The sequence below is a fragment of the Allochromatium humboldtianum genome, assembly GCF_013385175.1.
GTDB classification, from domain to species: Bacteria; Pseudomonadota; Gammaproteobacteria; order Chromatiales; family Chromatiaceae; genus Thermochromatium; species Thermochromatium humboldtianum.
The window spans coordinates 69,011-92,770 of record NZ_JABZEO010000004.1 but is presented as its reverse complement, the minus strand read 5'-3'; the positions used below and the strand labels follow the sequence as shown (position 1 = coordinate 92,770).

Below are 23,760 nucleotides of genomic sequence, written 5' to 3'. Positions count from 1 at the left end.
AATGCGCTAAAAAAGTGAGTCGCACGACGGCGACACGCATAGTGTTTTATTGCGCAAATAGGCCGTGGTTTGGCAGACTTGCGGGATTGAGATACGGATGAACTTCTTGCCTCACGAGGAAGCGAAATGACTTTGGAGCACTTGGTCAAGAAACAGACCGCTAGGGACAGACTTACCCAAACCTTCAAATTTCTTAAGGGACTCAACGAACTCAGGAATCCAGTCCCTCGTGATCTGTCCGGCCTGGATGTTCTCCGACTCGATCAGTGGCCGATCCATCCATGCATCCAAATTTGGCGCGGTGATCGCGATGAGGATGCAGAAAGCGAAACAGCCGCCGAACTGGAGCCTGTCATACGCATTCGGCGTCCGCATCTCACCCCCTGTCCGACACCCCCGCGAATACTGGAGAGCTGGCTGATACCCGGCTGGCAGTCCGTCGATGCACCTGTGGAGGTGCTACCGTCACGGAATTCTCAGACTAGCGAAGGGCATACCGTCACCATTGATTTCTCGCATGAGGCTGAACGTCTGAAGGCACTGGATGTCTGGAAAGCCGAGCGTGCCAAATGGGTCACGGCAGAGCGCCCATCGATTGCCGCCTACCAAATCTTCGAGCGCATCCACGCGCTCTGGACGACGATGCAGCGCGAAGGCGACCGTCTGGAGCTGATTCTGGCCGAAGGCATGCTGAGCGTCCCCGAGCATGGAGTACAGCATCCGGTCTTAATGCAGCGCGTGACACTGACGTTCGATCCATCCGTGCCGGAATTCCACTTCAGCAGTGAAACAGAGAAAGTCGAACTGCATCGCGCCCTGCTGAGACTCCTACCGGATCTCGATGGGGCCATGATCGGCCATTTCGAGAAAGAACTCGACGAGCGTCCAGTCGATCCGTTGGGTGGCGACAGCACGACAGGGTTTCTTCGGCGACTCATCCACGGTCTCCTGAACGGCGATTTCCTCGACACGAAACCTCAGAGTGCAAAAATCGCACGCCCCAGTCTTTGGCGTGAACCGGTCATCATCTTGCGCTCACGCATTGCTGGCCTGACAACGACGCTGGATCACATCGTTGAGCATCTGGATCGCGAGGAAACGGCTATCCCCGAAGGACTGGCACGTATCGTTGGTGTCGAGCTGTCTGAAGTTCCCTCGGATCAATCGGGACAGACGCTCGCGCCGTCCCCTATGCCGAGCGAGCCAGCGCCAGACATTCTCTTCAGCAAACCCGCCAACGGTGAGCAATACGCCATCGCTGACCGGCTGATGAAAACCAGAGCCATTTTGGTTCAAGGACCGCCAGGGACGGGCAAGACCCATACGATTGCCAATCTGCTCGGCCACCTCCTGGCCCACGGCAAGAGTGTGCTGGTCACGGCGCACACCACAAAGGCTCTCCGGGTCTTGCGGCAGCAAGTCGATGAGTCCATCCAGGCATTGGCCCTGAGCGTCCTGGAAGGTGACGCCGATAGTCAGGCACAACTCGCGCGGGCCGCGCAGCAGATTGTCGATCGGCTCTCGAACTCGGATGCCGCTGACCTGCGGGCAAAGGCCAAGGCGCTGAGGCAGAGACGTCGGAAACTGTTGGAGGAAACCGAATCCCTTCGTCGGCAGTTACGGGCCGCACGGTTCAGTGAGGTGGATGAAATCGTCCTCGGCGGCGAGGGCATCGCCCCGATCGAAGCGGCAAAACAGATCAAAGCCAACGCGGATCGCGATAGTTGGATACCTGGTCCACTGACATCCGGCGCCCTGTGCCCGTTGACGGAAACCGAGATCCGTCAGCTCTACGCCTCCCAAACTCTGGTCTCGCCTGTGGACGAGGCTCAACTGGCTGTACGGCAACCGGATCTGAAGCGCCTGGTGAGTACAGCAGACTTTCACCAACTCGCCCAGGAACGAACCGCCGCCGGTTCGCGCGCGCGATCCCACCGCCCCGATCTCTGGGAAAAGGATACAGCCACCAGAGCCGGTGTGGAGCAGCTCCAGAGGTTGCACCAGCGCGTGACGCGATCGGCTGAAACGCTTTTTGAATCCACCGGATGGTTGCGTGAGGTCATATTCGCCGGCTGGATGGGCGGCGACTGGCGCGAGACCTGGATCGACCTATTGAACATCATGGAGATGCTGGCGGACGAAGCCGGATCGGCTCAGAAGCTCATTCTGGCGCACGGACCTGAACTCCCTGCCGATCACCCGCCGGATGAGACGTTACGGATACTCAAGGAAATCTTGGACTTCCTCGAAGCTGGACGTGAGTTCGGCCTGAAGACGAAGCTGACCCGGCGTGCCTGGCATCGTCTGATCGAAGACTGTCGGGTGGATGGTCGCGTACCCCAGGTCATCGATGAATTTCGCGCTCTGTATGCGATGGCACGATTGGCTGAAAGCCGCAGGCGTTTTGTTTCGCGATGGCAACGGACCGTCGAATCGCTTGGCGGGCCAATGGCGGAGAGTTTGGGACATCGACCCGAGTTGACGGCGCAGGGTTATGCGCAGGAGATCCGCAAGCGACTCGACTGGCGTCAATCCGTTTGGGAGCCCCTCATCGATGAGCTTCGCTCGGTCGGTTTTCGCTGGGATGCCTGGCTGGCAAACCATGCACCGTTACCTGGAGATCAGGATGAACTGGCTCGCATTCGGCGCGCCGGTTCGTCCGGCTTGTCCGAGATCGTTGAGGCACAGGCAGCGCTGATTCGACAGTCTGAACTCTCGGCCGCACTCCAGACGCAGCGCGGCTATCTTGCCGGTTTTCCCCAAAGCAAGCCCGCCTCCACCTTGCTCAGGGCACAAGATGCATGGAATGTAGACAACTATGATGCGACGTACCGTGATCTGACACGCCTGGAAGGTCTGCGCGAGATCTACGAGACACGTTTGACGCATCTCCGGAAACTGGAACCGATCGCGCAAGCCTGGGCACAGGCCATTGCTCAGCGACAGCCCCCGCATGAGTCATCGAGTCCACCTGGCGAGGTCGCGGCTGCCTGGCGCTGGAGACAGTTGACTCAAGAACTGGATCGCCGGGCACAGGTGTCGCTGACCGATCTCCAGAGCCGGTTGGATCGAACCGAGGAGGAACTGAGAAAACTCGCGGCAGAGATCATCGAGCACGAAAGTTGGGCCGCTCAGTGCGAGCGGGTTGGCTTGCCTGAACAACAAGCACTGACGGGTTACGTACAGACCATGCGCCGGATCGGCAAGGGCACTGGACGACGCGCTCCAGCCTTGTTGCGCGAAGCCAGGAAGCTCCTCGCCTCGGCCCGTCATGCCGTCCCCGTCTGGATCATGCCCCTGAATCGCGTGTATGAGAGCTTCGATCCACGGGAGACGCGATTCGACGTCGTGATCATCGATGAAGCCAGTCAGAGCGACGTCACAGCGCTTGCGGCACTCTATCTCGGACGTGAGTACGTGATCGTCGGTGACAAGGAACAGGTCACACCAGATGCGGTCGGTCAGAAGTTCGAAGATGTCAAACGGATCATTGACACCGATTTACAGGACATACCCCACAGACACCTCTTTGACGGCCAGACGTCCATCTACGATCTGGCCGAGATGTCCTTCGGCGGTGTCCTCGCCCTACGCGAACATTTTCGCTGCGTGCCCGAAATCATCCAGTTCAGCAACCAACTGTCATACGGAAATGCCATCCGGCCACTGCGTGAACCTCTATCGGCTCGCATCTGCCCTGCCCTGATCTCCCATCGTGTCGATGGCTACCGGGACAAGAACGGCAAGACGAACCCTGTCGAGGCCGAGGAGATCGCCTCGCTCATCGTCGCCTTTATCCAGCATGCCGAGTTCGCCTACGACGACACCGGTCAACCGACCAGCATCGGCGTGGTTTCACTGCTGGGCGACGATCAGGCACTCCTGATCGAAGAGCTGCTTCGATCACGGCTGGCACCCGATGTCTTCGCCAAACACCGTTTGCTATGTGGAAATGCCGCGCAGTTTCAGGGCGACGAACGCGATGTCATCTTTCTCTCCCTGGTCGATGGCCCGCCGGATGACGGCAAGCTTCCGCTGCGCGATACAGGTCCGAGAGACATCTACAAGAAGCGCTACAACGTCGCTGTAAGCCGCGCACGCGATCAGCTCTGGGTCGTCCATTCAATCGATCCGGAAAGCCATCTCAAGTCGGGCGATCTGCGACGCCGACTCATCGAGCACGCACGCGATCCGCGCGCCCTGATGCGCGAGTTGGAGGAACAAGGCCAGCGCACCGAGTCCGTTTTTGAGCAACGGGTTCTAGAGCGGCTCGTCACCCGTGGCTACCGCGTCAAGACGCAGTGGCCGGTCGGGGCTTATCGCATTGACCTTGTCGTCGAAGGGACCACGAAACGACTCGCAGTGGAATGTGACGGGGAACGCTGGCACACGCAGGACCAGCTTCAGCGCGATCTCGAGCGGCAGGCCATTCTCGAACGACTCGGCTGGATCTTCGTCCGCATCCGCGGCAGCCTCTTTTTTCGCGATCCGGACGCCGCGATGGAACCAGTCTTCGCCCGGCTCGATCAGTTGGGCATCGAGCAACTGGGCGTTGACACTGAAAGACGGTTTGAGGAATCGTCAGAGAAGTCACCGCACATCGAGCAAATCAAGCGCCACGCCCAGTCGCTGCGCGCCGAGTGGTCGAAGGAAAAGGAAGCCACCGAGAGTCAAGAGGTTGTCGTCGAGACGGAACGGTTCGAAAATCCGCAGGAGTCTCAGCAATCTATGCATCTGACACTCTGACGCGGCAGGCTTCGAGCCAGACGGACGGTTTGAGCGTCTTCCAGCTCGCGGACGACTTCCGTCGCCGTCTCGCCGAATGCCGAGTAGCTGTGAAGATCGGGCACGATGGCGATGAAGCCTTGATCTTTGTCACCCCCAGTAGACCTCGATGAGATACTTGGTCATCCGCCATCCTCAATCCTGATCGATAAACAGCGCCGCCGCCGCCCGAGGCGCGGACGGAAAATAGAGGTGCAGATAGCTGGCCTGGAGCGATCCCAGGCGGTAGACGGGTTCGCCCGCCTGCCCATCGCGCTGGCGCTGGCTGAAGGCGACCGGCGCCACCGGCGTCTCCATCGTTGAATGATGGAAGCTGTGACCGCGCAGCCGCCCGAACGGCGTGTCGAGCGACTGCATCCCGAGTCCGGCCAGACGCGCCTGCATCCGGCCGCGTCCCGGCAGCAGTCCGGCCAGATCCGCGCCCTGACCCGTTTTGTCGGCCAGATGGTCCAGCAGATAGAGCATCCCGCCGCACTCGGCATAGAGCGGACGACCGGCGTCGACATGGGCGCGCAGGGCGCGTTTCATGCCCGTGTTGGCCGCGAGCGTCTGGAGATGCAGCTCGGGGTAGCCGCCGGGCAGATAGATGGCATCGGCGCTGACATCCGGGTCGGCGAGCGGCGAGAAGAAACTCAGTTCCGCCCCCAGCGCTTCGAGCAGACGCAGATTGTCGGCATAGAGGAAGGAGAAGGCCGCATCGCGCGCGACGGCGATCCGGCGTCCGGCGAGCCAGGGCTGTAGTGGCTCGGACTCAGGTTCGCATTCGGACGCAGACGGCGGCGCGAAGGCCACGGGTTCCGGTAGCTCGGCCAGCGCCAGCCCGGTGAGCCGATCGGCCGCCGCATCGAGCCGATGGTCGAGATCGGCGATCTCGGATGCCTGGACCAGACCCAGATGCCGGCTCGGCAACGCCGCCTCGCTCAGACGCGGAATCGCCCCCAGATAGCGCACCGACTCCGGTAGCCCCGCCGCAACCATCTCGGCATGTCGGGCGCTGCCGACCTGATTGGCCGCGATCCCGGCAAAACGCAGCGACGGCCGATAGCTCGTCAGCCCAAGCGCCAGCGCGCCGAAGGTCTGGCCCATGCCGCGCGCATCGATCAGGGCCGCGACCGGCAGCCCGAAGGTCTCGGCCAGATCCGCGCCCGAGGGCGAGCCGTCGAACAGCCCCATCGCTCCCTCGACCAGGATCAGATCCGCCTCACCCGCCGCCTCATAGAGCTTGCGCCGACACAGCGCCTCGCCCACCATCCAGAGATCAAGCGGCCCGACCTCGGCGCCGCTGGCGCGCGCCAGAATCATCGGATCGAGAAAATCCGGCCCGGTCTTGAACACCCGCACCCGCCGCCCGAGCCGGCGATGATGGCGGGCGAGCGCCGCGACCACCGTGGTCTTGCCCTGACCGGACGAGCAGGCGGTGAGAAAGAGCGCGGGACAATGACGAACGATGGGGTCTGACATGAATATCGATCCAGGCTAAGAATCAAGCCCCTGAGAGCGCCGGGTCACGATCGCCTGACGCACGCCGCGCCCGATCAATCCCGTGACATCGAAGTCCAGCCCCGACCACCGGACGCGATCCCCGACGCGGGGCGGACGCCCCAGCTCGCTGAGGATCAGCCCCGAGACCGTATCCACCTCAGGATGCTCCAGCACCTGGCCGGTGATGTCGCCGAGCGTGTCGAGCCGCACCGCGCCCTGGACGATATACCGCCCCGGCCCGGCCGGGACGACGTCCGGAACGTCGTCGGCCCCTTCCTCGATGTCGCCCACCGCCTCGGCGCAGATGTCCTCGATGGTGAGGATGCCGGCCGTGCCGCCGTGCTCGTCCATGACCACGATCATCTGATTGTGGGTGCGCTCGATGGCGATCAGGACGTCATCGAGGGTGGCCGTCTCAGGCAGATAGGCGGTCTCGCGCACCACCTCGCGCCGCAGTCCGCGCCGCTCGGGCAGCAGACGCAGCAGATCCTTGATATGCACGGTGCCGACGATGTGGTCGAGATCGTCCTGATAGACCGGATAGCGCGTGTGACGATGGCGTTGCAGGATCTCGCGCAGACGCGCATCGCTCGCGTCGAGCGGGATGCCGTGCGCACGCACCCGGGGCACCATGGCCTCGACGGCGGTGATGGCGCTGAAGTCGGCGAGTTCGCGAAAGATGCGCCCGCTCTCCTCGCTGATCAGCCCCACGGCCTGACTCTCGCGCGCCACGGATTCGAGTTCCTTCGGGGCCAGATAATGATGCGCCCCGCGCCCACGCTCGATCCCGACCCGGCGCAGCAGAAAGTTGCCCAGGAGATTGAGTGCGCGCGTCAGCGGATAGAGCAGCAGGCCGATCAGCAGCAGACTCGGCGTCACCCAGAGCGCCACGCGCAGGGCGTCGTTGAGCGCCAGCGCCTTGGGGATCATCTCGCCCAGCACGATATGCAGATAGGTGATGGCGGCGATCGCCAGAATCGAAGCCAGACCATGGGCCGCCAGCAGCGCGTCGCCGGATGACAGTCCGGCCAGCGTCAGCCAGCGCTCGAAATACAGCGCCAGACTGTGCTCGCCATACATGCCCAGTCCCAGGCTGGCGAAGGTGATGCCCAGTTGCGCCGTGGCCACGTAGCGGTCGAGTCGGGCCGGATCGTCGAGCGTGTGCAGGAGACGCCGCGCCAGCCGGTCGCCGCCCTCGGCACGCGCCGCCAGCACCGCGCGCGGGGCGCCGATGATGGCGAACTCGGCGGCCACGAACAGTCCGTTGAGCGCGACCAGGATCAGGATCACCGCCAGCATCCAGATGAACTCAAGCATCCGCGCCCTCCTCCGCCGGCTGGAGCCGGTCGATCAGCACGGATTCGATGGCCGCTCCATCCAGACGCTCGATCTCGAACAGCAGGCCGTCGCTCTTCAGCGAGCAGCGGCCCTCGGGGATGGCGTCGAGCCGTTCCAGCAGCCAGCCGGCCAGGGTCTCGGCCTCGCCGCGCTCCCAGTCACTCAGACCCTGGCTGGCGGCCCAATCGATCAACTCGTCGAGCGGCAGACGTCCGGGCAGACGCCAGCGCACGTCGGACAGGCGCACGGGTTTCAGGGCCGGATTGGATTTGAACTCGTCCGACAGCTCGCCGAGCAGCTCGCGGATGATATCCTCCAGGCTCAGCAGTCCTTCGAGATCGCCGTATTCGTCGACCAGGATCGCGATGCGGGCGCGCCGCTCGCGCATCTGACCCAGGGCGCGGTCGATGGTCAGACGGCTCGGCAGGGTCAGGAGCGGTCGCACCAGGGCGCGCAGATCCTCCAGCCGGCCGCCCGCCGCGATGGCGATGGCCACGTCCTTGACGTGCAGATAACCGATGGGGTCGTCGAGCGAGCCCTCATGGACCAGCAGCCGGGTGTAGGGGCTGGCGTCCAGGCGTTCCAGTAGCGCATCCAGAGGCGCGCTCAGATCCAGACCGGCGATCCGCCGCCGTGGCACCATGAGCTGTCGCACCCGATGCCGTCCGAGTTGCAGCGCTTCGCGCAACCGCTCGCTCTCCCGGTCCTCCAGTAGCCCACCGGCACGACTCTCGCGGATCAGCAGATCGATCTCCTCGGGGGCATGGATATGGCGGTGGCCGGCGTCGGCGCTGACGCCCAGACGCCTCAGGATCAGCGCACCACTGCCGTTGAGCAACCGGATGAAGGGCGCGAACAGCGTCAGCGACCAGCGCAACGGCCAGTAGGTGTAGAGCGCCGTGCCGACCGGATATTGCAGCGCGATGGTCTTGGGGATGAGCTCGCCCAGCACGACCTGCGTCGCCGTCAGGAACACCAGCGTGATGGTGGCCGCCAGGGCATGGGCGCTCAGCGGTTCGAGTCCGGTGTGCGTGTCCAGCAGGACGCCGAGCGCGATGCCGATCGTCGCCTGACCGAAGGCGCCCAGGATCAGACTGGAGAGCGTGATGCCGATCTGGCAGGCGGCGATGTAGTGATCCAGACGCTGTGTGTCGCGCAGGATCTGTAGCACGGCCGCCGCTAGCCGATTACCCTCTAGGGCGAGCTGTTCGACGCGGGTCGCACGCGCCCCGACGAGCGCGAACTCGGCGGCGACGTAGAGGGCATTGACGAGGATGAGGAAGACGACGATCAGTGGCGTTGCCAGGGTCATCGCCGCCCCCTCCAGTCGTGCGGTAAATGGGCTTCAAGGATCGAGTCGGGACTGTCGGGGTCGTCCGAGTCCTCGGAGGCCATCGGTGTTTGACATGCATTGGTTGGATTCATAGGCGCGGCAGTTTAACCGACGTGCTGACAGAGGTGAAAGCAGAGCCAATGGACGAACCCATCGCAGTCGCCGTCGGCCTGGGCTGTCAGCACGGCGTGGCAGCGGCAAGTCTGGAGCGGGCCATCGACACGGCGCTGAGTCCGCTCGGTGCGGTCGTAGTGGTCTGTCTGGCCAGCCACGCGCGCAAATCCGATGAACCCGCCTTGCTGGAGCTGGCGCGCCGACGCGGCTGGCCGTTGCGGTTCTATCCGGCCGAGGTGCTGGCCGGGGTCGCGGTTCCGACGCCCTCCGGGCGCGTGGTCGGCGAAGTCGGCGCCCCGAGCGTCGCGGAAGCTGCCGCGCGGCTGGCTGCGAGCGGTGGTGACTTGCTGGTCGCCAAACAGATCCATCGCGGCGAGGACGGCAAGGCCGTGACGGTGGCCGTGGCGCGTCGGTCTCAGCGTTGAGCGTCGAATCGCAGGGATTCGGACCAGACGCGCATCAGCCGCTCGATGAGTGTCGACCCGCTCGAACCAAGGTCGGCCATTCGGCTGAGTAGCGCCGGATCGCCGGACGACTGCTGGAGTCCGAACGCCGACACCGCCGCCAGGGCGAAGCAGACGCCGGCCGCCAGCCGGCGCCGATCCCAGCCATACCGTGCGCGCAGTCCGCGCCGGTGGGCGCGACGGGCTTTGGCATCCTGTCTGATCGCCGGCTGCAACGCCTTCCAGGCACGGCGCAGCTTGGGCGACACCCGGCCGCGACGCCAGGGCGCCAGATCGGTTTCCAGCGTCGCCAGTTGCGACACGCCCTCCGGCAGCCCATGCGGAAAGCGCGCCGAATCCGTGAAGACCACCCGTTCCAGGATCGGCACGTCGAGTCCCAGCGCCTCGACAGCCTTGACATGCGCGTAGTTCTGACGGCACGGATTCTGGAACGTCCGACGATCCTGATCGCGCTGCTGCACCCAGTGCCGGTCTTCGGGCTTGCCCAGGATCGTGCCGCGATAATGCTTGGTCTCGACCACCAGCAGTCCCTTGGGTGTGAGGGCGATATGATCGATCTGGGTCAGACCGCCGCGCGCGGTCGGCAGGATCACGTCATGGACGACGGCCGGGAACAGCCGTTCCAGGGCCGCTCCGACCAGACGCTCGCCGTCGCGACCGTACCCCTGGATCGCCCGCGCACGACGCCAGAGCGCCAGACCCAGCCCCGCCAGCGCGATCGGGATCAGCCAGAGCAGCGCCGTCATCAACGCGCCCGCACGCCCACCAGATTGCGCACCGGACGGCGCGCGCGCAGCTGGATCGGTTCCTGTCCGGCGCCGGGATCGAACAGGAACCCGGTCGAAGTGCCGCCGTCGAGATTGAGCGCACGCTCCACCGGCCAGGGCGCGAGCGCACCGGGCGTGGCCAGCGCCTCGGCCAGTTCGGCGAGCGTCAGGCCATCGCGCGTGGCGCCCAGAATCCAGTGACGGCGCCAGTCGGTGGCGATGAAGGTGCGGCGGCTGACATCCTTCGTCGAGAGTCCGCGTACCGCGCGGCCCTGTTCGACCAGATAGGGGCCGGACTGCACCAGGGCGTCGATCCCAGGGCTTGACTGGAAGCGTGCGCGCCGCTCCAGATGGATGCCGCGCGCGTCGCCATAGAGCACACCGCTCAGGAGCTTGACCGTCTCGAAGCGGTTGAGCCGCTCGCCCCCGGCGATGACCAGCCCGAGCGGCTGACCGTCGGCATGGAAGAAGCCGCCATTGACCGCCGCCAGCAGACCGGCCGCGCGCGTGTGCTCCGGCCAGTCCGAGGCCGACGCCAGATCCGGCCCCAGATCGAGCACGGCGAGCCGATAGCGGCGTGAATCGAACAGCGCCAGATGCGCTCTGACGGTGCGGCCCGTCGACGACTCCAGGGTGCGTTCACGATGGCTGATGGGGGCGTCGGACGCGGGCCAGGGTTCCCCCGTCACGGGTCGCCAGTCGGCGCGCGCGTAATCCTGACCGGAGCAGAACGCCAGCCAGAGCGTGAGGACAGCGAGCCGGACAGAGCGAGCGACGGGGGAGATCGAAGCGGACATGGAACAAAGAGCCTATCCCAGAAGACTGTTGGCCGGCGTTTCGGTGAGTTGGCGCCCATCGATATCGACACCGTCTTCGACTATCTCTCCGAGTTCCGGCATCGCGCCGAGACGGCCTGATCGCAACGGCGTCTCCGGCGCGGCCTTGGCCGTGTCGGAGACGCGGCTCGCGTCAGAGGCCGAGCATTTTCTCCAGATAGTGGATATTGGCGCCGCCGGCCAGGAAGGCCCCATCGCGCATGATCGAGCGCTGGAGCTTGATGTTGGAGTGGATGCCCTCGATGACTGTCTCGCGCAGGGCATTGCACATGCGCGCCACCGCCGAATCACGATCCTCGCCGTGGGTGATGAGTTTGCCGATCATCGAGTCATAGTGACAGGGCACGGTATAGCCGGAATAGATGTGGGTCTCGACCCGCACCCCCGGCCCGCCCGGCGCGTGGAAGTCAGTGATCTTGCCCGGGCTGGGGATGAAGGTCTCGGGATGCTCGGCGTTGATGCGGCACTCGATGGCATGTCCGCGCAGCTGGATGTCCGACTGGCGGTAGCGCAGCGGCTCGCCGGCGGCGATCAGGATCTGCTCCTTGACGATGTCGACGCCTGTGATCATCTCCGTGACCGGATGCTCGACCTGGACGCGGGTGTTCATCTCGATGAAATAGAACTGCCCGTTCTCGTAGAGGAACTCGAACGTCCCCGCCCCGCGATAGCCGATCGAACGACAGGCCGCCGCGCAACGCTCGCCGATCTCGCGCCGCTGCTCCTCGGTGATGCCGGGCGCCGGCGCCTCCTCGACCACCTTCTGATGACGCCGCTGCATCGAGCAGTCGCGTTCGCCGAGATGGATGGCGTTGCCCATCTGGTCGGCCAGTACCTGGAACTCGATATGGCGCGGGTTCTCCAGATACTTCTCCATGTAGACCATGTCGTTGTTGAAGGCCGCCGCCGCCTCGGCTCGGGTGAGGGCGATGGCGTTGAGCAGCGTCGCCTCCGAGTGCACGACGCGCATCCCGCGCCCGCCGCCGCCGCCGGAGGACTTGATCATGATCGGATAGCCGATCTCGCGCGCCAGCTCCAGGGTGCGCTTCTTGTTGTCGTCGATCGGACCGTCGGACCCTGGGACGCAGGGCACGCCGGCCGCCTTCATCGCCGCGATGGCCGAGACTTTGTCGCCCATGAGACGAATGGTCTCGGGACGCGGGCCGATGAAGATGAAGCCGGACTTCTCGACCCGCTCGGCGAAGTCGGCGTTCTCGGACAGGAAGCCGTAGCCGGGGTGGATGGCGACCGTATCCGTGACCTCGGCGGCGCTGATGATGGCCGGAACGTTCAGATAACTCTGCATCGCCGGCGCCGGACCGATGCAGACCGATTCGTCAGCCAGCAGCACGTGCTTGAGATCGCGGTCGGCCTCGGAATGGACGGCGACCGTCTTGATGCCTAGTTCGCGGCAGGCGCGCAGGATGCGCAGCGCGATCTCGCCACGGTTGGCGATCAAAACCTTCTCGATCATTGCGGACATGATGGGGATGCCTTGGGTTGTGAGCGGCCAGACGGGCCGATCCGGCGCGCACGGCGCCGCCCGGCCCCCGGTTGAGGAGGATCCAGACGGATCCCGCGCCTCAGTCGATCAGGAACAGCGGCTGGTTGTACTCGACCGGCTGTCCGTTCTCGACCAGGATGCGCTTGACCGTCCCGGAATGCTCGCTCTCGATCTGGTTGAGGATCTTCATCGCCTCGATGATACAGAGCGTGTCGCCGGCCTTGACCGACTGACCTTCCTCGACAAAGGCCTTGGAACCCGGCGAGGGCGCGCGATAGAAGGTGCCGACCATGGGCGAGCGCACCAGGGTGCCGGTGATCTCGTCCTCGTCGTCATCGCCCGCCGACTGAGCGGGGGCTGGTGCGGCGGCCGGCTGGGGGGCGGCGCCCGCCATGGGCATCGGCATCCCCTGGGGCATGTAGAACGGCATCGCCGCACCGCCGCTCACCTGGCGGCTGATGCGGACCGATTCCTCGCCCTCGTGGATCTCGATCTCGGCGACGTCGGATTGCTCCAACAGCTCGATCAGCTTCTTGACCTTGCGAATGTCCATCGTTTCAGTTGTTCTCGTTCGTTGGCTGCTGGTCCAGTCGACCGAGCGCGGCGCGTAGCGCCAGCGCATACCCCTCGGCCCCGAGTCCGCAGATCACGCCCACCGCGATGTCGGAGAAATAGGAGTGGGCGCGGAATGGCTCGCGGGCGTGCACGTTCGACAGGTGCACCTCGATGAAGGGGATGGCCACGGCCAGCAGGGCATCGCGCAAGGCGACGCTGGTGTGGGTGAAGGCGGCCGGATTGATGAGGATGAAACGCACACCGTCGCGGCCGGCCTGGTGGATGGTCTCGATCAGGACATGCTCGGCGTTGCTCTGCACGAAGGCCAGTTCATGGCCGGCGTCCTGAGCCATGGCCGTGAGCGTGCGCTCGATGTCGGCCAGGGTGACGCGCCCGTAGTGACCGGGTTCGCGCGTACCGAGCAGATTGAGATTGGGTCCGTTCAGGACCAGGATCGAGGCCATGGCGCCAACCGCTTGCAGACCAAAGGGTAAGGATGTGCGTCATTGCCGTCCGGCCGGAATCGGCGGCAAATCGCGTCGAATTGTGCGGATTTCGTCGGATCTTGTCCAGAGACGATCAGGGTGTACGCGACACGCGCGGCCCTTCTCGCACGAGCAGTGGATCGAGGTGATCGGCCAGTTCCTCGGCGCTCAGTTCGCCGACCTGACCATGGACGCGCCGCCCATGCCGATCGAAGATCACGGTGAAGGGCAGCACTTCGAGTCGGTTGCCGAGTTGGACCGAGAGTTTGAGCACCTCGGGCGTGGCGATCAGGAGCGGATAGTTGACCGGCTGCCCGGCGACGAAGGCGCGCACGTCCTCGACCTGATCGACGGCGATACCGACGAACTGCACGCCGGACTCGCGCAGTCGCTCCTGGATCTCGACGAAACGCGGGATCTCGGACAGACAGGGCGGACACCAGGTCGCCCAGAAGTTGAGCACCAGCACCTTGCCGGCCCAGGCGTTGCTGGCGACCTCGCGCCCTTCGAGATCGGTCAGGCGAAAATCGGGCAGGGTCTGGAGCGGCTCGGCTTGGCGCTCGGAACGCGCGGCCTGCCTGTCGCCGGCTCCATCTTCGAAATCGACCCAGCGCTGACCGACGATGGCGGTGCCGATGCTGATGCCGCCGGCGAGTACGGTGACGAGCATGACCTTCAGGGCTTTCATGGCGCGACCTGCCGCAGATGCGCGGCGAACGGCTCGGCGGGCTTGAAGCCCACCAGGCGATAGTTGGCGAGTTCCTGACCGCTGCGATCGAAGAACAGGATCGCCGGCGGTCCGGGCAGACCGAAGCGGCCCTGGATCAGGGCGCGATCCTCGGCGTCGTTGGCCGTGACATCGGCCTGGAGCAGGACGAAGCGGTTCATCTCGGCGATCACGGTCGGATCGCTGAAGGTGTAGCGCTCCATCTCCTTGCAGGACACGCACCAGTCGGCATAGAAGTCGAGCAGCACGGGTTGGCCGTTCGACTGGGCCTGGGCCAGTTCGCGCTCCAGATCGGCGACCGACTTGATGCGTTTGAACGCGACATGCTCGGCGCTGCCCGCAACGCCGCCCGTCGGCATCAGACCCCGCAGCGGCTGGAGCGTGTCACGCCCGCCGGCCGCCGCGCCGACCAGCATGAGCGCACCATAGATCAGCAGCACCAGACCCAGTCCTTTCCACAGCTTGCTCCAGCCATTCGCACCCGGCTGGAGCTGAGCAAGCGCGCCCATGTAGACCGCCGAGCAGATCAGCAGCCCACCCCAGAGCAGCATGGCGACCGCCGGCGGCAGGAGGCGTTCGAGCATCAGGATCGCCACGCCCAGCAGCGCCACGCCGAACACCGCCTTGACCGCATCCATCCAGGCCCCTGCACGCGGCAGATAGCGACCGGCCGAGGCGCCGATGACGACCAGCGGCGCGCCCATGCCGAGACTGAGCGCGAACAGCGCCAGCCCGCCGAGCAGCGCGTCGCCGGTCTGGCTGATGTAGATCAGCGCCCCGAACAGCGGGGGGGCCACGCAGGGTCCGACGATCAGCGCCGAGAGCAGGCCCATGATGGCCACGCCGATCAGGGTGCCGCCTTCCTGACGATTGCTGAGTTCGGCGAGCCTGGATTGCAGGCTGGAGGGCAGTTGCAACTCGTAGAAGCCGAACATGGACAGCGCCAGTCCGACGAACACCAGGGCGAAGGCGGTCAGGATCCAGGGGCTCTGGAAGACGGCCTGAAGGTTGGCGCCGAACAGCCCGGCCAGCACGCCGACGACCGTATAGGTCAGGGCCATCGCCAGCACATAGACCAGCGACAGCACGAACGCTTTGCGCGTGGTCAGTCCTGCGCCCTGCCCGGCGATGATGCCCGAGAGGATCGGGATCATCGGGAAGACGCAGGGCGTGAAGGCCAGCAGCAGGCCGAAGCCGAAGAAGACGGCGATGATCACCCACAGCCCCTCGCCGGCGAGCACGGCGGCGATTCGGTCCTGTTCGGAGACCGGCGGACTCGAGCCGGCGGTCGATTTCGGCGCCGACGCCGGAGTCTGAACCGAGTCTGCCGTCGACGCCCCGGGCAGGGCGCCGACGATCTTGGCCGGCGCCTCGGGCAGATTCAGCGCGAGCCGCTGAGTCTGCGGCGGATAACAGATCCCGATCTCGGCACAGCCCTGATACTTGACGACCAGGGTCGCCTCGGTCGGCGCCGTCGTGGCGCGCTGGAGCGGCACCGTCAGGTCGAGTCGGCCCTGATGGATCTCGACATCGCCGATCGAGCCGTCGGGCAGCACCGAATCATGCTTGAGCGTGCCCGCCGGGCGCTCGATCATACCGAGCGCGACCTCGGGCGAATCGACGAGCGCGATCTCGATCAGATCGGCATAGAGATAGGTTCCAGGCGCGATGTCCCAGGTGAGCCGAACGCGATCGGGCGCGACGACCTCGGACTGGAAGCGGAAGGCCTGCTCGACCTCGGGGATCTCATCCGTGCCGGACAATCCAGCCCCCGCGCCGGCCGACGACATCAGGGCCGCCAGACGGTTCGGCTTGGCCTCGGTGGATGCTGATACCGCCGCGACAGGCACGGGAGCCGCCGGCGGCAATTCGAGCCTGAGGGTTTCGCGATGCGGCGGATAGCAGAATCCGGTGTCGGCGCACCCCTGAGAGCCGACCCGCAGCGTCAGACGATTGCCGGAGTCCGGTTCACGCACGATGGGCAACTCGACCGCGAGCCGCCCATGATAGGTCTCGACCTCGCCGAAGAACTCGTCCTGTTTGATCTCGGCCTCGGGCAGCACAGCGGCGCCGAGCCTGATACCGGGCGTCTCGGAGTCGAACCTGAGCTTGCTCTTGTAGAGATAGTAACCGTCCGCCGTATCCCAGACGACACGCACCGCTTCCGGCCCGATCACCTCGGCGCTGACCGGAAACGCCTGCTCCTGGTTCAGGAAGTCATCGGCCAGGGCTTGAGTACCGCCCAAGGCCGCCATCAGCCACAGCCACGCCCCGGCCAAAAACCACGGTCGCTTCACGAGTCCTGCTCCACGGCGTTCACGCATTCGCTCACCCAATTCAGATAGTCGCTCGACCCCGAGACGATGGGGAGGGCGATGATCTCCGGTACCTCGTAGGGATGCAACAGGCGCAGCCGGTCAGTGAGCGGCTCGACTCGCGCCTCGACGGTCTTGATCAGCAGCAGCACCTCGGAATCGTGCTGGATACGCCCCTCCCAACGATAGACCGAGGTCAGGCCGGGCAGCAGATTGACACAGGCGGCCAGCCGCTCTTCGACCAGGGCCTCGGCCAGACGCAGCGCCGTCTCCCGGTCGGGGCAGGTACAGAGGATCAAACGATAGTGGGTCGACATGCTTGGAGACTCGATCTCGCTTGGACTTGATCTCACCGACAGGGTAAGGTTTCCGCTAACCGTCGGGGTCTGACGAACGCCTGACTCTGACCGCGCCGGCTGCGATAGATTCCATGCGGCCGGCCCCGATGATCCCTCATCCCACGGAGAACGCCATCGTGCCGCTACTCATCCTGCTCTTCGTCGGCCTGCCGCTGATCGAACTCTATGTCCTGATCCAGGTCGGCTCCGAGATCGGCGCCCTCTCGACCATCCTGCTCTCGATCCTGACCGCCGTCATCGGCGCCTGGCTGGTGCGCCATCAGGGCTTCGGCATCCTGATGCGCGTGCGCGATCTGCTCGACCGGGGCGAGGTGCCCGCCATCGAGATGATGGACGGCGCCCTGATCCTGGCCGCCGGACTCTTCCTGATCCTGCCCGGCTTCCTGACCGACGGTCTGGGCTTCCTGCTCCTGATCCCTCCGCTGCGCCGCCGGCTGATCGAGCGTTACATCCGGATCCAGCCCATGAACATGCAGGCGCCCGGCGAGGTCCGGACCGAGACTCGGGTGCGGGTGATCGAGGGCGAATTCCACCGCGACGACTGAACCGACTCCAACCCGACCGGGGAGTCAGCCGCCGCCGGGGAAGCGATCGGCGTATTTCCGGATCCATTCCAACGCCGCCTCCTCGCTGGTCAGCGATCGTCCTTCGCGTTCGAGGATCTCGTGACGATAGTGCTCGATATGACAGACCTGCTCGACCATCCGCACCCCGTAGCGATCCTCGATGCCCTCGAAACGCACCCCGACTTCGAAAACCGCTCCGTGTCGATGACACCAGGCGACGATGCCATCGGCCTCGAACACCGGATCGGCGATCGGGATCTGGATATGGATGCGTGTTCCGGGCCGGATGGCCTGACGCGAGCTGAAGCAGAGTCCACCCTCGCCGATGTTGCGCAGATAATCGCGCTCGTCGGCGATCACCTCGCGCAATGAATAGCGGATGGGCACATCGGCCGGATGGCGAAGGAAGCGACGTGTCTCCACGGTCATGGTTTACCCCGATCCCGTCTCGATGAAGCCTAACGCAACACGCCTCCTCAGCCCCCAGGGCGAGGAGCCACGAATTCCACTCACGCCACGCCCACGGCCCGATCCATGAGCCTGTCCTGGACGCACCAGATCGCCAAAGCACTCGCCGCCGAACGGCCGACCCCGGCCCTGGAGCTGCATCTCGACGCCCTGCTCGTCTGGCTGAGCAATCCGGACAATCCGCGCGTGGCCGAGCTGGAGCGGGCCATCGGACGGCAGCGGCTCGCACGCGACCACGCCAGCGCCAGTGCCTACCGTCTGCTCGACCGGCAACTCTTTGCCGACGAGGCCGCGCCCCCGCCCGCGCCCCTGGGGTTCGTGCCCGGCACCGCCGCCACGCAGGCCAAGCAGCGCTATCGTCGGCTGATGCAGGTCTATCACCCGGACCGACATCCCGAACGCACCGCCTGGGCGACCCGTCGCACTGAGCAGATCAACCGCGCCTTCGCGGCCTTCCAGCGCGGCGAGACCGGCACGGCGCACGCCGGCGCACGGAGGGGACAGGCACATCGAGAGGCTTCCAAGCCATCCAACCGGCGTCTGCCGCCGGCCTGGCTGCCGCCCGCGCTCAGAGACCTGATCGCCCCCGTCTGGGTCTGGACGCACGATCGCTGGTTGGCGCTCACACCGATCCAGCAGCGATTGTCGAGCACGGCGGCGATCATCTGTGTCCTGATGCTCACGATCGCGTTCTGGCCGGAGGAGCCTCCCCGGCCGGTTCCCCGGATCATCCACCATCCGCTCGGGATCGAACCGACGCCTGCACTCGTAGACGAACCGGCGCCCGAGCCTGAGCCACAGCCGCCAGCGATCGCCATGAGCGAGCCGACTCCAGAAGCGGCGGAGGCGCCGCAAACGGCCATCATTCCACAGACGAGCGCGCCGGATGCGTCACCAAGCGAGGCGCCAATCGTCGCATCCAAAGGAAACGCCCTGCTCGGCCTGGAGTCGAGCGTCGTGCCCGAGACAGCCGAGCGCGAGAGATCCACTCAGGAGAGGCCGGCTCAAGCGGCATCGGAACCAAAACCGGAACCCTTGCTAGAGCCAAAAACGGATGCAGCGACTCCGGCGATCATCGGGTCATCGGATCGACCGACGGCCCCGCCTCTCAATGCGTCCCCGCCTGGAGCGCCCTCCTCGGCGTGGTCCAATCCCATGGCCTCGCTCGCCCCACACGCCGAAATCCCGGCGGCGGCCACACCCGAGCCGCCCAAGCCGCCGGCGCCACCCGAGACGCCCCTGGCACTGGGCACGGCTCCAGCCGTCTCGAACGTCACGGCCGCCGGTACATCGGTCGCCACCGAGTGCCAGACCGCCCCAGAGATCCTGAGCCGTTTCCAGAACGCCTATCAATCCAGCGCGCTCGATCGGCTGATGGCGCTCTACAGCCCGCTGGCCAAGGAGAACGAGCTGGCGACCTGGTTCGCCATCCGCCAGACCTATGCCGAGTGGTTCCGCACCACCTCGTCCAGGCACATCGGCTTCGAGCAGATCCAGGTCCAGCCCATCGCCGACAGCCGGCGCTGCGCCCTCATGGCTGTGTTCCAGGTCAGCTATCTCGACCGGCAATCGCGTCTGGTGACACAGGCCGGGATCATCGAGCTGTTGCTCGAACGCAAGGATTCGGACTGGCTCATACTCAGGGCGCGCTATTGAGCACGCTCAAGCATAGTCGTCGACGCCCTGGAAGGATTGCAGATCATCGCGTCGCTCCAGGCGTTGGGTCGCTTCGTAGGCCGCCACGGCGCGCCGTGCATAGCCATCGCCGGCCATCACCCTGACCGGGGCGCTGTAGGGGCGTCGATACTGAGCAGACTCCTCGGTGCGTTCGGCCCGCGTCACCGGGCGCTCGGTCAGCGAGTCGGCATCGGTCCGTATAGCCGGTGGAGGTGCGACCGGCAGCGTCCGCTCCCAAGATGACTCGGAAACGATGGCATGGGACAGCGAAACCGGTGAACCGAGGATCTGCATCGGGAACCGTGGTCAACATCGAGGCACGTCGCTGAATGGACTGGATCACCGTCAAATGGAGATCCGGCCGGACCTTCAACAGTGTAGACCGCCCATGCACGTCGACAAACCCGAGGACAGCGCCGTCATGGGGAGGCGACCAGAAGACGATCCAGCACACCGCGCACACTGGCCACCAACCGCTCGATCGGCTTCTTGTGCGCCCGGTACTTGAGTTTCAGCAATTCCATTTCGGCCCCTGCCTCCAGGATGAAATCGTCACTGGTCTGGATGGCGTCGACCAACCCCAGCTCGACCGCGCGCCGGCCGTGCCAGTACTCGCCGGTCGCCACCCGCTCCAGATCCAGACTGGGCCGGTACTCGGAGACGAACGCCTTGAACAGCCGATGCGTCTCTTCCAGCTGCTCGCGCAGCTTCTGGCGCCCCTCGTCGGTGTTCTCGCCAAACAGTGTCAGCGTGCGCTTGTACTCACCGGCCGTATGCAGCTCGAAGTCCACGCCATAGCGTTCGAGCAAGCGATGGAAGTTGGGCAGTTCGGCCAGCACCCCGATCGAACCGATGACGGCGAAGGGCGCGGCGATGATGCGATCGGCGACACAGGCCATGAGATAACCGCCGCTGGCAGCCACCTTGTCGACGGCGATGGTGAGCGGAATGCCCCTGGCACGCAGCCGCGCCAGTTGCGAGGCCGCCAGCCCATGCTCGCTGACCATGCCGCCGGCATTGTCGAGCCGCACCAGCACCTGATCGCCCTCGCGCGCCTCCTGGAGCAGGGTCGTCACCAGCACTCGCAGCGCGCTGACCTCGCTGGCGCGAATGTCCCCATTGAACTCGATGATGAACAGCCGTCGCTGCTCCTGATCGCCGGTCTTCTCGCGTTCCTTCTCGCGCTTGCGCTCCTGCTTGAGAAACGCCTTGTACTCTTTCTCCGGCAGCGAGATTTCTTTGAGCGCGTAACTGAGCGAGCGATAACGCTCCTTGAGATCCGTGATCTCCAGTTGCTCGCGCTGCAGGCCGCCGCTGGAGCGCACGCGCAGCGCCAGCACGATCAGCACCGCGATCCCGGCCAGCAGGGTCAGGGTTTTGGCCAGGAAGAAGAGATAGTCGATCGATGACTCCAGAAACAATTCCAGCATGGGCAAAGAACCTTCCGAGGTGAAATGGGCCGCGACTCACACCGCGATCGGCGCGCGAATCGCCGGATGCGGATCATACCCCTGGATCTCGATGTCCTCGAACCCATAGTCGAACAGCGTCGCCGGTCGGCGCTTGAGCACCAGACGCGGCAGCGGACGCGGCTCGCGCCCGAGCTGGGCGTGGACGATCTCCGGGGTCAGATGGTTGCGATACAGATGCAGATCGCCGAAGGTGTGGATGAACTCGCCCGGCTCCAGATCACACTGCTGCGCGATCAGGTGCGTCAGCAGCGCATAGCTGGCGATGTTGAACGGCACGCCGAGAAAGAGATCGGCGCTGCGCTGATAGAGCTGGCAGGACAGCCGCCCATTGGCGACATGGAACTGGAACAGACAGTGACAGGGCGCCAGCGCCATGCGGCCGGCGCGCACATTGTCCTGGGGGCTGAGCGTCTCGTCGGGCAGATCGGCCGGATTCCAGGCCGAGACCACCAGCCGGCGCGAATGCGGTCGGGTGCGGATGGTCGCGACCAGCTCGGCGAGCTGATCGATCGCGCGCCCGTCCGGCGCCGGCCAGGCGCGCCACTGGGCACCATAGATCGGGCCGAGCGCGTCATGCTCCGTCGCCCACTCGTCCCAGATGCGGATGCCGTGCGCACGCAGCCAACCATTGTCGGTCGAACCGGACAGGAACCACAGCAGCTCGCCGACCACGCTCTTGAAATGCACGCGCTTGGTGGTCAGCAGCGGAAAGCCCGCCGCCAAGTCGAATCGCACCTGCCGCCCGAAGACCGCGCGCGTCCCCACGCCCGTGCGGTCGGCCTGATCCTGGCCGTTGGCAACGACGTCGCGCAGAAGATCCAGATAGACCTGCATCGCGTCAGACCACCGCCGGGCCGAGCAGCAGCGAGCGCCCGTCCATCACGTCAGGGACCGGGATACCCATCAGCGTGAGCACCGTGGGCGCGATGTCCTTGATCCCGCCGCCGATGGTCAGCCGCCAGGGCGCCTCGTCGACGATCAGACAGGGCACCGGATAGAGACTGTGCTGGGTGTGCGGATCGCCCGTGACTGGATCGATCAGCTCGTCGCAGTTGCCGTGGTCAGCGGTGAGGATCACCGAATAGCCGCCGGCGACCGCCGCGTCCATCACCCGCCCGGCCTCGCGATCGAGCACCTCGACCGCCGCGATCACCGCCTCGCGCACCGCCGTGTGCCCGACCATGTCGCCATTGGCGAAGTTGACGACGATGAAGGGATAGACCTGTTTCTCGATCGCCGCGATCACGGCATCGGCCACCTCGGGCGCGCTCATCTCGGGCTTGAGATCATAGGTCGCGACCTTGGGCGAGGGAATGAGCACCCGCTCCTCGCCCGGATACGGCTCGTCACGTCCACCATTGAAGAAGAAGGTGACATGGGCGTATTTCTCGGTCTCGGCGCAGTGGAACTGCGGCAGACCGTCGTGGCTCAGCACCTGACCGAGCGTGATCTTGGGCATGTCGTGATCGAAAGCGATCGGCAAACCGTACCACTGGTCGTACTCCATCATGCAGGTCACGTTGACCCCGCTGACGCCGCGCCGGTCGAAGTGATCGAAATCCGGCTTGAACAGCGCCGAGACCAGTTGGCGCGGACGGTCCTTGCGGAAGTTGAAATGGATGACCTGATCGCCGCTCCGGATGGTCTCGCCGCCCTCGATCAGGGTCGGACGGATGAACTCGTCGTCCTCGCCCTCGGCATAGGCCGCCTCGATGGCCGCGCGCGCACTCTCTGCCCGGCGCCCTTCCCCGTCGACCAGCGCGCGCCAGGCCAGCTCTGTGCGCTCCCAGCGGTTGTCGCGGTCCATGGCATAGTAGCGACCCGAGACGCTGGCGATCTGACCGCCGGCCACTTCGAGCGCGTTCTCGACGCTCTTGAGATAATTCAGCGCCGAGCGCGGCGGGGTGTCGCGTCCATCGGTGAACATATGCACCATGGGGCGCGCACCCTGATACTTGCACAGCTTGATCAGCGCATTGAGATGATGGACATGACTGTGCACGCCGCCGTCCGAGACCAGACCCATCAGATGCAGTGGACGGTTCTGGGCCGCCGCCGCTTGCGCCGCCGCGACCAGGGCGCGGTTCTCATAGAAACTGCGGTCGGAGATCGCCTGATCGATCAGTACCAGATCCTGACGTACCACGCAGCCGGAGCCGAGCGTCATGTGCCCGACCTCGGAATTGCCCATCTGACCGTCAGGCAGCCCGACCGACAGACCGGACGCCTGGATGGCCGTGTGCGGATGGGTCGAGAAATAGCGGTCCAGATTCGGCGTGCGCGCAATCGCCACGGCATTGTTGGCCTTGGACGGATTCAGGCCGAAGCCGTCGAGGATGATCAGGACGACGGGACGGCGAGGGACGTTTTTCATCAGTGACTCCGCGAGAAACTCGACCCTTCCGGGCCGGGAGCGAGCGTGTTCGTCGACTGTCGTGATCCGGCTGTCGGCCCGCTCGCAAAATCAGCTATTCTAAACGGCCTCTGACCTCATCGCCCGGCTTTAAATTCCT

General features: G+C 65.1%; 20 protein-coding genes. 4 read left to right on the top strand and 16 right to left on the bottom strand.

Annotated elements, in window-relative coordinates; genetic code table 11:
• Positions 1–126: 126 nt before the first annotated feature.
• Positions 127–4,746: an AAA domain-containing protein gene (locus HW932_RS07185; RefSeq protein ID WP_176975815.1), complete on the top strand. Its 4,620-nt coding sequence runs from the start codon at positions 127–129 to the stop codon at positions 4,744–4,746.
• Between the two features lie 174 nt (positions 4,747–4,920).
• Here HW932_RS07185 and HW932_RS07180 read toward each other — a convergent pair whose 3' ends face one another.
• The 3 genes from HW932_RS07180 to HW932_RS07170 are packed head-to-tail and all read right to left on the bottom strand — an operon-like array spanning position 4,921 to position 8,917.
• On the bottom strand, positions 4,921–6,246 hold the full coding sequence (locus HW932_RS07180) for a cobyrinic acid a,c-diamide synthase CobB (RefSeq protein ID WP_176975814.1): 1,326 nt from the start codon (positions 6,244–6,246) through the stop codon (positions 4,921–4,923).
• 15 nt (positions 6,247–6,261) lie between these two features.
• Positions 6,262–7,584, bottom strand: a complete 1,323-nt coding sequence (locus HW932_RS07175; RefSeq protein WP_176975813.1) for a hemolysin family protein — start codon at positions 7,582–7,584, stop codon at positions 6,262–6,264.
• Complete coding sequence (locus tag HW932_RS07170; protein ID WP_176975812.1) at positions 7,577–8,917, bottom strand: hemolysin family protein; 1,341 nt, start codon at positions 8,915–8,917, stop codon at positions 7,577–7,579. The genes HW932_RS07175 and HW932_RS07170 overlap by 8 nt, the downstream gene beginning before the upstream one ends.
• Positions 8,918–9,078: 161 nt before the next feature.
• On the opposite strand from HW932_RS07170, the gene HW932_RS07165 reads away from it, so the two are divergent.
• Positions 9,079–9,477 (top strand): cobalamin biosynthesis protein, encoded by a 399-nt coding sequence (locus tag HW932_RS07165; protein WP_176975811.1) that lies wholly within the window; start codon positions 9,079–9,081, stop codon positions 9,475–9,477.
• Here HW932_RS07165 and HW932_RS07160 read toward each other — a convergent pair.
• The 8 genes from HW932_RS07160 to cutA all read right to left on the bottom strand — a co-directional run bounded on the left by HW932_RS07160 (position 9,468) and on the right by cutA (position 17,022).
• Positions 9,468–10,262: a nuclease-related domain-containing protein gene (locus tag HW932_RS07160; RefSeq protein ID WP_176975810.1), complete on the bottom strand. Its 795-nt coding sequence runs from the start codon at positions 10,260–10,262 to the stop codon at positions 9,468–9,470. The genes HW932_RS07165 and HW932_RS07160 overlap by 10 nt on opposite strands.
• Complete coding sequence (locus tag HW932_RS07155; protein ID WP_176975809.1) at positions 10,262–11,080, bottom strand: phosphodiester glycosidase family protein; 819 nt, start codon at positions 11,078–11,080, stop codon at positions 10,262–10,264. Before HW932_RS07155 ends, HW932_RS07160 begins: the two co-directional genes overlap by 1 nt.
• A 172-nt stretch (positions 11,081–11,252) precedes the next feature.
• Complete coding sequence (gene accC, locus HW932_RS07150) at positions 11,253–12,593, bottom strand: acetyl-CoA carboxylase biotin carboxylase subunit (RefSeq protein WP_176976070.1); 1,341 nt, start codon at positions 12,591–12,593, stop codon at positions 11,253–11,255.
• 109 nt (positions 12,594–12,702) lie between these two features.
• Positions 12,703–13,176: an acetyl-CoA carboxylase biotin carboxyl carrier protein gene (gene accB, locus HW932_RS07145; protein ID WP_176975808.1), complete on the bottom strand. Its 474-nt coding sequence runs from the start codon at positions 13,174–13,176 to the stop codon at positions 12,703–12,705.
• 4 nt (positions 13,177–13,180) lie between these two features.
• Positions 13,181–13,642: a type II 3-dehydroquinate dehydratase gene (gene aroQ, locus HW932_RS07140; RefSeq protein ID WP_176975807.1), complete on the bottom strand. Its 462-nt coding sequence runs from the start codon at positions 13,640–13,642 to the stop codon at positions 13,181–13,183.
• A 115-nt stretch (positions 13,643–13,757) separates the two neighbouring features.
• The gene (locus tag HW932_RS07135) at positions 13,758–14,351 is read right to left on the bottom strand and encodes a TlpA family protein disulfide reductase (RefSeq protein ID WP_176975806.1); all 594 of its coding nucleotides are present in this window, start codon (positions 14,349–14,351) and stop codon (positions 13,758–13,760) included.
• The gene (dsbD, locus tag HW932_RS07130) at positions 14,348–16,687 is read right to left on the bottom strand and encodes a protein-disulfide reductase DsbD (protein WP_425485112.1); all 2,340 of its coding nucleotides are present in this window, start codon (positions 16,685–16,687) and stop codon (positions 14,348–14,350) included. Before dsbD ends, HW932_RS07135 begins: the two co-directional genes overlap by 4 nt.
• Entirely contained in the window at positions 16,684–17,022 is a 339-nt protein-coding gene (gene cutA, locus HW932_RS07125) for a divalent-cation tolerance protein CutA (RefSeq protein WP_176975804.1), read from the bottom strand. The genes dsbD and cutA overlap by 4 nt, the downstream gene beginning before the upstream one ends.
• A gap of 158 nt (positions 17,023–17,180) precedes the next feature.
• Between cutA and HW932_RS07120 the strand changes: the two genes are divergently transcribed.
• Complete coding sequence (locus HW932_RS07120) at positions 17,181–17,609, top strand: FxsA family protein (protein ID WP_176975803.1); 429 nt, start codon at positions 17,181–17,183, stop codon at positions 17,607–17,609.
• A gap of 24 nt (positions 17,610–17,633) precedes the next feature.
• Here HW932_RS07120 and HW932_RS07115 read toward each other — a convergent pair whose 3' ends face one another.
• Positions 17,634–18,059: a PilZ domain-containing protein gene (locus HW932_RS07115; protein WP_176975802.1), complete on the bottom strand. Its 426-nt coding sequence runs from the start codon at positions 18,057–18,059 to the stop codon at positions 17,634–17,636.
• Between the two features lie 105 nt (positions 18,060–18,164).
• Between HW932_RS07115 and HW932_RS07110 the strand changes: the two genes are divergently transcribed.
• The gene (locus HW932_RS07110; protein ID WP_176975801.1) at positions 18,165–19,754 is read left to right on the top strand and encodes a J domain-containing protein; all 1,590 of its coding nucleotides are present in this window, start codon (positions 18,165–18,167) and stop codon (positions 19,752–19,754) included.
• A gap of 6 nt (positions 19,755–19,760) precedes the next feature.
• Here HW932_RS07110 and HW932_RS07105 read toward each other — a convergent pair whose 3' ends face one another.
• The 4 genes from HW932_RS07105 to gpmI all read right to left on the bottom strand — a co-directional run bounded on the left by HW932_RS07105 (position 19,761) and on the right by gpmI (position 23,621).
• Positions 19,761–20,069, bottom strand: a complete 309-nt coding sequence (locus HW932_RS07105; protein WP_176975800.1) for a hypothetical protein — start codon at positions 20,067–20,069, stop codon at positions 19,761–19,763.
• A 125-nt stretch (positions 20,070–20,194) separates the two neighbouring features.
• The gene (gene sohB, locus HW932_RS07100; protein ID WP_176975799.1) at positions 20,195–21,205 is read right to left on the bottom strand and encodes a protease SohB; all 1,011 of its coding nucleotides are present in this window, start codon (positions 21,203–21,205) and stop codon (positions 20,195–20,197) included.
• A 36-nt stretch (positions 21,206–21,241) separates the two neighbouring features.
• Positions 21,242–22,081 carry a thymidylate synthase gene (locus tag HW932_RS07095; protein ID WP_176975798.1) on the bottom strand — a complete coding sequence of 280 codons (840 nt, stop codon included), beginning with the start codon at positions 22,079–22,081 and terminating at the stop codon, positions 21,242–21,244.
• 4 nt (positions 22,082–22,085) lie between these two features.
• A complete protein-coding gene (gene gpmI, locus HW932_RS07090; protein WP_176975797.1) occupies positions 22,086–23,621 on the bottom strand; it encodes a 2,3-bisphosphoglycerate-independent phosphoglycerate mutase in 1,536 nt (511 codons plus the stop codon).
• Between the last annotated feature and the right edge of the window lie 139 nt (positions 23,622–23,760).

What these genes read in the sequence shown, in the direction of transcription:
- HW932_RS07185 (WP_176975815.1), top strand. Translation starts at nt 127, where the DNA reads ATGACTTTGGAGCACTTGGTCAAGAAACAGACCGCTAGGGACAGACTT.
- HW932_RS07180 (WP_176975814.1), bottom strand. Translation starts at nt 6,246, where the DNA reads ATGTCAGACCCCATCGTTCGTCATTGTCCCGCGCTCTTTCTCACCGCC.
- HW932_RS07175 (WP_176975813.1), bottom strand. Translation starts at nt 7,584, where the DNA reads ATGCTTGAGTTCATCTGGATGCTGGCGGTGATCCTGATCCTGGTCGCG.
- HW932_RS07170 (WP_176975812.1), bottom strand. Translation starts at nt 8,917, where the DNA reads ATGACCCTGGCAACGCCACTGATCGTCGTCTTCCTCATCCTCGTCAAT.
- HW932_RS07165 (WP_176975811.1), top strand. Translation starts at nt 9,079, where the DNA reads ATGGACGAACCCATCGCAGTCGCCGTCGGCCTGGGCTGTCAGCACGGC.
- HW932_RS07160 (WP_176975810.1), bottom strand. Translation starts at nt 10,262, where the DNA reads ATGACGGCGCTGCTCTGGCTGATCCCGATCGCGCTGGCGGGGCTGGGT.
- HW932_RS07155 (WP_176975809.1), bottom strand. Translation starts at nt 11,080, where the DNA reads ATGTCCGCTTCGATCTCCCCCGTCGCTCGCTCTGTCCGGCTCGCTGTC.
- accC (WP_176976070.1), bottom strand. Translation starts at nt 12,593, where the DNA reads ATGATCGAGAAGGTTTTGATCGCCAACCGTGGCGAGATCGCGCTGCGC.
- accB (WP_176975808.1), bottom strand. Translation starts at nt 13,176, where the DNA reads ATGGACATTCGCAAGGTCAAGAAGCTGATCGAGCTGTTGGAGCAATCC.
- aroQ (WP_176975807.1), bottom strand. Translation starts at nt 13,642, where the DNA reads ATGGCCTCGATCCTGGTCCTGAACGGACCCAATCTCAATCTGCTCGGT.
- HW932_RS07135 (WP_176975806.1), bottom strand. Translation starts at nt 14,351, where the DNA reads ATGAAAGCCCTGAAGGTCATGCTCGTCACCGTACTCGCCGGCGGCATC.
- cutA (WP_176975804.1), bottom strand. Translation starts at nt 17,022, where the DNA reads ATGTCGACCCACTATCGTTTGATCCTCTGTACCTGCCCCGACCGGGAG.
- HW932_RS07115 (WP_176975802.1), bottom strand. Translation starts at nt 18,059, where the DNA reads ATGACCGTGGAGACACGTCGCTTCCTTCGCCATCCGGCCGATGTGCCC.
- HW932_RS07110 (WP_176975801.1), top strand. Translation starts at nt 18,165, where the DNA reads ATGAGCCTGTCCTGGACGCACCAGATCGCCAAAGCACTCGCCGCCGAA.
- HW932_RS07105 (WP_176975800.1), bottom strand. Translation starts at nt 20,069, where the DNA reads ATGCAGATCCTCGGTTCACCGGTTTCGCTGTCCCATGCCATCGTTTCC.
- sohB (WP_176975799.1), bottom strand. Translation starts at nt 21,205, where the DNA reads ATGCTGGAATTGTTTCTGGAGTCATCGATCGACTATCTCTTCTTCCTG.
- HW932_RS07095 (WP_176975798.1), bottom strand. Translation starts at nt 22,081, where the DNA reads ATGCAGGTCTATCTGGATCTTCTGCGCGACGTCGTTGCCAACGGCCAG.
- gpmI (WP_176975797.1), bottom strand. Translation starts at nt 23,621, where the DNA reads ATGAAAAACGTCCCTCGCCGTCCCGTCGTCCTGATCATCCTCGACGGC.